Source organism: Modestobacter caceresii (assembly GCF_000761485.1).
In the GTDB taxonomy this organism is placed as follows: Bacteria; Actinomycetota; Actinomycetes; order Mycobacteriales; family Geodermatophilaceae; genus Modestobacter; species Modestobacter caceresii.
The window spans coordinates 25,165-32,758 of sequence record NZ_JPMX01000018.1 but is presented as its reverse complement, the minus strand read 5'-3'; the positions used below and the strand labels follow the sequence as shown (position 1 = coordinate 32,758).

Sequence of the window (7,594 nt, the reverse complement as noted above, 5' to 3'; positions counted from 1 at the left end):
GACTGGCCGAAGACCTCGACTCCGACAAGTAGCCGATCAAATACCCAACACCCTCTCACCCGGCGCCCGCGCCTACTACGACGCGATCCGCGCCCGCGGCACCGGACACCACGCTGCCCTCCGACAACTCGGCAACCGACTCGTCGGCATCCTCCACGGCTGCCTCAAGACCAGAACCCGCTACGACGAGGACACCGCCTGGCCCGCAATCACCGCGGCCGCGGCTTAACCTCCCGAACCATGGGATGTCTGAGGTGTCCGGATCGGCCCCGGTGCCGGCGGTCGCTAACCTCGGCGACCGTGACCAGGAGAGCTGCGCCGGCGCTGCTCGCGGCGCTGCTGGTGGTCCTGCTGGCCGGCTGCGGCACCGACGAGCCGACCTCCACCCCGGTCGCCGAGCCCGGCAGCCCGGCGCCGTCGTCGGGAGCGACGCCCGAGGCTCCACCGGCCCCCGACTCCTTCACCCTGGTCGCCACCGGCGACGTGCTGGTGCACCAGGGCCGCGCGCTCACCTCGGGTGCCCGCCAGCCCGACGGCAGCTGGGACTTCTCGGCGGTCTTCGCCCCGATCGCGCCGGTGCTGCAGGCCGCCGACCTGGCGATCTGCCACCTGGAGACACCCGTGGCACCGGTGGGTGGGCCCTACTCGGGCTACCCGTCCTTCGCCGCCCAGCCCGAGATCGTCGACGCCCTCGCCGGCGCCGGGTACGACCTGTGCTCCACCGCCTCCAACCACTCGCTGGACGACGGCTTCGACGGGCTGGTCCGCACGCTGGACGCCCTCGACGCCGCGGGGATCGCACACACCGGCACGTACCGCAGCGCGGCGGAGAGCGAGCAGCCGGTGGTCGTCGACGTCGGGGGAGTGCGCGTCGGGCACGTGTCCACGACGTTCTCGCTCAACGGGGTCCCGCTCCCGTCGGACGCCCCCTTCGCCGTCGACACCTTCGCGGTGCCCGACGTCAGCGCCGTGCTGGCCGATGCGGCCGCCGCCCGGGCCGCCGGCGCGGAGGTCGTGGTGGCCAGCGTGCACTGCTGCGCCGAGTACGACCACGAGCCGACGGCGGCGCAGGAGCAGGCGGTGCGCACGCTGCTCGCCTCCCCGGACGTCGACCTGGTCCTCGGCCACCACGCCCACGTCGTCCAGCCGTTCGAGCAGGTCGACGGGGAGTGGGCGGCCTACGGCCTGGGCAACCACCTCGCCGAGCACGCCACCCGCGGGTACGACACCGAGGACTCGGTGATCGCCCGGTTCACCTTCACCCGGGGCGAGGACGGCCGGTTCGCCGTGTCGGTGGCCGAGGCGGTGCCGGTGCGGATCGAGGTCGGGGACGACGCCGTCCGGCTGGTGCCCGCCGACCCGGAGAGCGCCGCACGGATCGGTGCGGTGCTCGACGCGCGGGGCGCGGTCGCCGCGGGGCTCGCGATCGTCCCCGGCTGACCCGGGGCGTCGTCCCGGCGCACTAGTCTCGACAGGCCCGGCCGACCGGCCGGGACCGTGCCTGACCCCCGGGAGCTCTCGTGTCCACCCCGCCCTCGCCCACCGCCGTCGCTGCGATCCGGGTGCCGGCCGGGACGACGGCCCTGCAGGCGCTCAAGGACGCCGGGGTGCCGCTGAAGGGCCCGGACGGCGCGGTCGTCGTCCGCGAGCTGGCCTCCGGTGACTTCAAGGACCTCGGCTGGACCCCGGACGCCGACGCTGAGGTCGAGCCGGTGCCCGCCGCCAGCGCCGACGGTCGCGCGGTGATCCGGCACTCGACCGCCCACGTGCTGGCCCAGGCCGTGCAGGACCTGTTCCCCGGCACCCGGCTGGGCATCGGCCCGCCGGTGGAGAACGGGTTCTACTACGACTTCGACCCCGAGCGCCCGTTCACCCCGGAGGACCTGCAGGCGCTGGAGAAGCGCATGCAGGCGATCGTGAAGCAGGGGCAGAACTTCAGCCGCCGGGAGATCGGCGACGACGAGGCCCGGGCCGAGCTGGCGCACGAGCCGTACAAGCTCGAGCTCATCGGGCTCAAGGGCGGTGCCGGCCAGGACGGGGCCGGCGAGGAGGTCGCCGAGGGCGCCGACGTCGAGGTGGGCGGCGCGCAGCTGACCATGTACGACAACCTCGACCCGCGCACCGGCGACCGGCTGTGGACCGACCTCTGCCGTGGCCCGCACCTGCCCCGCACCTCCACCATCCCGGCGTTCTCCCTCACCCGCAGCGCCGCCGCCTACTGGCGGGGGAGTGAGAAGAACCCGCAGCTGCAGCGGGTCTACGGCACCGCGTGGGAGAGCAAGGACGCGCACAAGGCGTACCTGGAGCAGATCGCCGAGGCCGAGCGGCGCGACCACCGCCGGCTGGGCTCCGAGCTGGACCTGTTCAGCTTCCCCGACGAGGTGGGCTCCGGTCTGGCGGTCTTCCACCCCAAGGGCGGGATCATCCGGCGGGAGCTGGAGAAGTACAGCCAGCGTCGCCACGAGGAGGCCGGCTACTCCTTCGTCAACACCCCGCACATCACCAAGGGTCAGCTGTTCGAGACCTCCGGCCACCTGGACTGGTACGCCGAGGGCATGTACCCGGCGATGCAGCTGGACGAGGAGCGGGACAGCGACGGCAACGTCCGGCGGCAGGGGCAGGACTACTACCTCAAGCCGATGAACTGCCCGATGCACAACCTGGTGTTCGACTCCCGCGGCCGCTCCTACCGCGAGCTCCCGCTCCGGCTGTTCGAGTTCGGCACCGTCTACCGCTACGAGAAGTCCGGCGTCGTCCACGGGCTCACCCGCGCCCGCGGGTTCACCCAGGACGACGCGCACATCTACTGCACCCCCGAGCAGATGGCCGGGGAGCTCCGTGGGCTGCTCGACTTCGTGCTGGGGCTGCTGTCGGACTACGGGCTGAGCGACTTCTACCTGGAGCTGTCCACCCGGAACCCGGAGAAGTCGGTGGGCACCGACGAGGGCTGGGAGCGCGCCACCGAGGCGCTCCGGCAGGCCGCGGTGGACTCCGGGCTGGAGCTGTTCCCCGACCCGGGTGGCGCCGCGTTCTACGGCCCGAAGATCTCCGTCCAGGCCAGGGACGCGATCGGGCGCACCTGGCAGATGTCGACCATCCAGGTCGACTTCAACCTGCCGGAGCGCTTCGGCCTGGAGTACACCGCCGCCGACGGGTCCCGGCAGCGGCCGGTGATGCTGCACCGGGCGCTGTTCGGGTCCATCGAGCGGTTCTTCGGGGTGCTGACCGAGCACTACGCCGGCGCCTTCCCGGCCTGGCTGGCCCCGGTCCAGGTGGTCGGCATCCCGATCACCGACGAGCAGGTGCCGTACCTGACCGACGTCGCCCTGCAGCTGCGTCAGCGCGGCATCCGGGTGGAGGTCGACGACTCCGACGACCGGATGCAGAAGAAGATCCGCACCGCCAGCAAGCAGAAGGTGCCCTTCGTGCTGATCGCCGGGGCCACCGACGCCGAGGCCGGGGCGGTCTCGTTCCGCTACCGGGACGGCTCGCAGCGCAACGGCGTCCCGGTCGCCGAGGCGGTGGCCCAGGTCGCCGCCTGGGTCGAGGGGCGGCACAACACCGACCCGACCGCGGAGACCCCGATGGTGGCCGGATGAGCGAGGACATGGGCGGGGACGTGAACGAGGGGGCGGCTGCCTACCGGGTGCCGGTGCGCAACGACGACGACGGACCGACGTCCGGCTTCGAGCACCTGTGGACGCCCTACCGGATGGCCTACATCCGCGGGGAGAACAAGCCGAGCGGCGACCACGACTGCCCGTTCTGCCTGATCCCGGCGATGTCGGACGAGGACGGGCTGATCGTGGCCCGGGGCGAGACGGTCTTCGCCGTCCTCAACCTCTACCCGTACAACGCCGGCCACCTGATGGTCGTGCCGTACCGGCACGTCCCCGACTACACCGACCTGACCATCGCCGAGGTCGCCGAGCTCGGCGCCTTCACCCAGACGGCGATGCGCGTGGTGCGGTCGGTCAGCGGCGCGCACGGCTTCAACGTCGGCATGAACCAGGGATCGGTGGCCGGCGCCGGGATCGCCGACCACCTGCACCAGCACGCCGTGCCGCGCTGGGGCGGGGACACCAACTTCATGCCGGTGATCGGGCTGACCCGGGTGCTGCCGCAGGTGCTGGCCGAGACGCGCGCCCTGCTGGCCGGTGCCTGGCCGGACGCAGGTCAGCCGACCGGTCCCGCACCGCAGCCGACGGTGGCCTGAGTGCTCGGCGTCAACCTGCGGCCGGCCGTCGCCCGGTTCTGGGCGCCGGTGGTGCGCGGCCTGGTCCGGGCCGGGGTCACCGCCGACGCGGTCACCCTCACCGGCACCCTCGGCGCGGTGGTCTCCGCGGTCTTCCTGATCGGGAACGGCCAGCTCTTCTGGGGCGCGCTGGCCGTCACCGTCTTCGTGCTGCTGGACATGCTCGACGGCGCTCTGGCCCGCGCCCGCGGGGGCGGTTCGGTGTTCGGCGCGGTGCTGGACTCCACCGGTGACCGGGCCGCCGACGCCGCCATCTTCGGCGGGCTGGTCTGGTGGTACTCCGGGGCGGGGGACAACCGGCTGCTGGTGCTGCTCGCCCTGCTGTGCCTGGTGCTCGGGGTGCTCACCTCCTACGTCAAGGCGCGCGCCGAGGGCGTCGGGCTGTCGGCCGACGTCGGCGTCGTCGAGCGCACCGAGCGGCTGATCCTGGTGCTGGTCGGCACCGGTTTCACCGGCCTGGGCATCCCGTACGCGGTCCACGTCGCCCTCTGGGTGCTGCTGGCCGGCAGCGCGGTGACGGTCGCACAGCGCTTCGCGGCGGTCCGCCGGGAGTCCCGCGGCCTGCAGCTGCCGACGTCCTCGCCCGACGAGGCGTCCGGGCGCCCCACGCCGTGAGCCGCCGCGTCGACCTGCTCGCCCGGCTCACCGACGCCGGGTACGCAGCCGGCTGGCGGGTCGTCCGGCTGCTGCCCGAGCCGGTGGCCCGGGCCGGCTCCGCCGCGGCAGGCGCGCTCGCCGTGCGCCGGGGCGGGCGGGGCGCCCGGCAGCTGCGGGCGAACCTGGACGTCGTCACCGGCGGCAGCCTCGACGACGCCGCGCTCGACGCCCTCACCCGCCGGGCGATGCAGTCCTACGCCCGGTACTGGCAGGAGGCCTTCCGCCTGCCGACGCTCTCCACCGAGCGGATCCTCACCGGCTCGGCGATCCGCGGTAGGGAACACCTGGAGCGCGCCCGTGCGGAGGGCCGCGGCATCGTCCTGGCCCTGCCGCACAGCGGGAACTGGGACGCCGCCGGGGTGTGGCTCATCGCCTGGCTCGGCGGCCCTTTCCTGACCGTCGCCGAGCGGCTGCGGCCGGAGTCGCTGTACCGCCGGTTCGTCGCCTTCCGGGAACGGCTGGGCATGCGGGTCGTGCCGCTCACCGGCGGCGAGCGCCCCAGCTCGACGGTGCTGCGGGAGTGGCTGGCCGACGGCGGGACCGCGTGCCTGCTGATGGACCGCGACCTCTCCGGCAGCGGTGTGCCGGTCACCTTCTTCGGCCGCCGGACGACGATGCCCGGCGGTCCGGCGCTGGTCGCGGCCCAGACCGGGGCCACCCTGCTGCCCGCCGTCTGCCAGTTCGACGGCACGGGGTGGCAGTTCGTCGTCCACCCGCCGGTCCCGCTGGACGGGCCCGGTCGGCTGCGGGACCGGGTGAGCGGGGCGACCCAGCAGGTCGCCGACGCCTTCGCCACGACCATCGCCGAGCGCCCCGAGGACTGGCACGTGCTCGGCCGGGTCTGGCCCGAGGTGGGCCCCGAGGGGCGCGCGCCCGCCCTCCCGGCCGTGTCCGCGCCACCGGCGGAGGTGGGCTGATGCGGATCGGCCTGGTCTGCCCCTACTCGTGGGACGTCCCCGGCGGCGTCCAGTACCACGTGCGCGACCTGGCGGAGACACTCCGAGCCCTCGGCCACTCCGTGGAGGTCCTCACCCCCGCCGAGCACGAGGAGAACCTGCCGGCCGAGCACGTCACCTGGGCCGGCCGGGCGGTGCCGGTCCCGTACAACGGCTCGATGGCCAGCGTCTCCTTCGGCCCGGTCGCGGCGGCCCGGGCCCGGCGCTGGCTGCGGGAGGGGCACTTCGACGTCGTCCACGTGCACGAGCCGGCGTCTGTCTCGCTCTCCCTGCTCGTCTGCGTGATCGCCGACGGCCCGATCGTGGCAACCTTCCACGCGGCGACCACCCGGTCCAAGGTGTTGGCCGCCCTGGGCCCGGTGGCCCGCCCGTGGCTGGAGCGGATCAGCGGCCGGATCGCGGTCTCTGACTTCGCCCGCCGCGTCCAGGTGGAGCACCTGGGCGGGGACGCGGTGGTCATCCCGAACGGGGTGCACGTGGCGGCCTTCGCCGACGGGCCGACGCTGCCCGGCCATGCCCGGGGCACCGATGCCCCGACGATCGGCTTCCTCGGCCGCTACGACGAGCCGCGCAAGGGCCTGCCGGTACTGCTGGGGGCGATGCGGACGGTGGTCGCCGAGCACCCGCGGGCCCGCCTGCTCATCGCCGGCCGCGGCGACCCCGACGAGCTGGACGAGCTGGTGGCCGACGAGCTGCGCCCGCACGTCACGGTGCTCGGGGAGCTGGACGAGTCGGCCAAGGCGGCCTTCCTCCGCTCGGTCGACGTCTACTGCGCCCCGAACCTGCTGGGGGAGTCCTTCGGCGTGATCCTGCTGGAGGCGATGGGGGCCGGCGCACCGGTGGTCGCCAGCGACCTGGACGCCTTCGCCCGGGTCCTGGAGGACGGCACCGCCGGTGTGCTGGTCAAGCGCGGGGACGCCGCCGCGCTGGCCGCGGCGCTCGGTGGCCTGCTGGCCGACCCGGCCCGCCGGGCCGAGCTGCAGGCAGCCGGCCGGCGGGCCGTGGCCGACTACGACTGGGCGGTGGTCGCCCGGCGGATCCTCGCCGTCTACGAGACCGTCGCTCCGCCGGGTGGCACCGGGGTCACCGCCTCCGCCGCCGACGACGACGCGCTGCTGGGGAACGTGCCCGACGCCACCGGCGGACCCGGGCCGTCGGGGCCCTTCCGCAGGCGGGCGCGCCGCTAGCCTCGGACCCCATGACCACCGCGACCTGGCTGCTCCTCGCCGCCGGTCTGCTGGTGGTCCTGGTGCTCGGCTGGGCCGGCTGGACGCTCACCCGGCTGCGCCGGCTGGCCGGGCGGGTCCGCCGGGCGCGGGAGGTTCTCGACGCCGGTCTGCTGCGGCGGGCCGAGCTGGCGGCAGCGCTGGCCCGGGAGCACGCCGAGGACCTCGGTCCCGAGCTCGCCGCCGCCCTGGCCACCGCGGCGGCCGGGGCCCGGGCGCCGTCGGCCGGGGACCGGGAGGCCGCCGAGAACCTGCTGGGCCGGTGGCTCCGCCGGGTCCCCACCGGGGTGCTGCCCCCGGAGCTGCAGGACGCCGGCATGCGGGTGGGGCTGGCCCGGCGGTTCTACAACGACGCCGTCCGGGACACCCGGACGTTGCGCCGGGGCCGGCTGGCCCGGGTGCTGCGGCTGCACGCCGACCGGCCGCTGCCCCGGTACTTCGACATCGACGACGGCCTGGACGCAGTGCTCACCGGCACCGCGCGGTCCGCCGGCTGACCC

7 protein-coding genes and 1 pseudogene are annotated in these 7,594 nt (G+C 74.6%); all 8 read left to right on the top strand.

The window, feature by feature from the left end:
- Window positions 1-229 (top strand): annotated as a pseudogene (locus tag IN07_RS24575) (hypothetical protein); the annotation flags it as partial.
- Between the two features lie 71 nt (window positions 230-300).
- Window positions 301-1,440 carry a CapA family protein gene (locus tag IN07_RS05575; RefSeq protein ID WP_231558015.1) on the top strand — a complete coding sequence of 380 codons (1,140 nt, stop codon included), beginning with the start codon at window positions 301-303 and terminating at the stop codon, window positions 1,438-1,440.
- Window positions 1,441-1,520: 80 nt separating this feature from the next.
- Complete coding sequence (gene thrS / locus IN07_RS05570; protein WP_036334225.1) at window positions 1,521-3,599, top strand: threonine--tRNA ligase; 2,079 nt, start codon at window positions 1,521-1,523, stop codon at window positions 3,597-3,599.
- Window positions 3,596-4,216: an HIT family protein gene (locus IN07_RS05565; RefSeq protein ID WP_231558014.1), complete on the top strand. Its 621-nt coding sequence runs from the start codon at window positions 3,596-3,598 to the stop codon at window positions 4,214-4,216. The genes thrS and IN07_RS05565 overlap by 4 nt, the downstream gene beginning before the upstream one ends.
- A complete protein-coding gene (gene pgsA, locus IN07_RS05560; protein ID WP_036334223.1) occupies window positions 4,217-4,870 on the top strand; it encodes a phosphatidylinositol phosphate synthase in 654 nt (217 codons plus the stop codon).
- Window positions 4,867-5,829 carry a phosphatidylinositol mannoside acyltransferase gene (locus IN07_RS05555; protein ID WP_052090880.1) on the top strand — a complete coding sequence of 321 codons (963 nt, stop codon included), beginning with the start codon at window positions 4,867-4,869 and terminating at the stop codon, window positions 5,827-5,829. Before pgsA ends, IN07_RS05555 begins: the two co-directional genes overlap by 4 nt.
- Window positions 5,829-7,055 (top strand): glycosyltransferase family 4 protein, encoded by a 1,227-nt coding sequence (locus IN07_RS05550; protein WP_036334221.1) that lies wholly within the window; start codon window positions 5,829-5,831, stop codon window positions 7,053-7,055. The genes IN07_RS05555 and IN07_RS05550 overlap by 1 nt, the downstream gene beginning before the upstream one ends.
- 11 nt (window positions 7,056-7,066) lie before the next feature.
- Window positions 7,067-7,591: a hypothetical protein gene (locus IN07_RS05545; RefSeq protein ID WP_036334219.1), complete on the top strand. Its 525-nt coding sequence runs from the start codon at window positions 7,067-7,069 to the stop codon at window positions 7,589-7,591.
- Window positions 7,592-7,594: the final 3 nt, after the last annotated feature.

Bases quoted from the DNA above. Each gene is read 5' to 3' on its own strand.
- IN07_RS05565 (WP_231558014.1), top strand. From the start codon at position 3,596: ATGAGCGAGGACATGGGCGGGGACGTGAACGAGGGGGCGGCTGCCTAC.
- IN07_RS05550 (WP_036334221.1), top strand. From the start codon at position 5,829: ATGCGGATCGGCCTGGTCTGCCCCTACTCGTGGGACGTCCCCGGCGGC.
- IN07_RS05545 (WP_036334219.1), top strand. From the start codon at position 7,067: ATGACCACCGCGACCTGGCTGCTCCTCGCCGCCGGTCTGCTGGTGGTC.